At 62.3% G+C, this 350-nt stretch carries 1 protein-coding gene; it reads right to left on the bottom strand.

Annotated elements, in window-relative coordinates:
* The coding region (locus QMX88_RS29345; RefSeq protein ID WP_282373742.1) for a hypothetical protein at positions 1 to 350 on the bottom strand (350 nt) is incomplete at both ends.

Raw genomic sequence — 350 nt, 5'->3', positions numbered from 1 at the left:
TCGGTATCGGGATCGAGCCCGCCGGGCACCGTGCGATTGACGTTGACCGTGCGGATGGCCGATTTTTGCAGATTTTCGGCCTCGTGATCGTACAGCGTGTAAAAGACCTCGCCTTGCGGGGCCTTGATCACGCCCACCCCAACGCTGAAACTCAGCCAGCCCCTGTCGATGGTAGCCTGATCCAGGTCGTAGGTCTGGACGGGCTCCGCATCATCATCCCAGAACAGCTCGATGGTATCGCCCACGCGCGTCACGTCGGGCAGCTTGGCGGTCAGCATGACCGGACGCGTGGGGTCGGACAGTTGCAGATAACCCAGACCGCGGCGCGGGTTGTCTGGGGTGTCATCGAA

Source organism: Pseudomonas sp. PS02290 (assembly GCF_029960075.1).
Taxonomy (GTDB): domain Bacteria; phylum Pseudomonadota; class Gammaproteobacteria; order Pseudomonadales; family Pseudomonadaceae; genus Aquipseudomonas.
The sequence above is the reverse complement of the archived record's forward strand: the minus strand, read 5'-3'. Positions and strand labels throughout refer to the sequence as shown.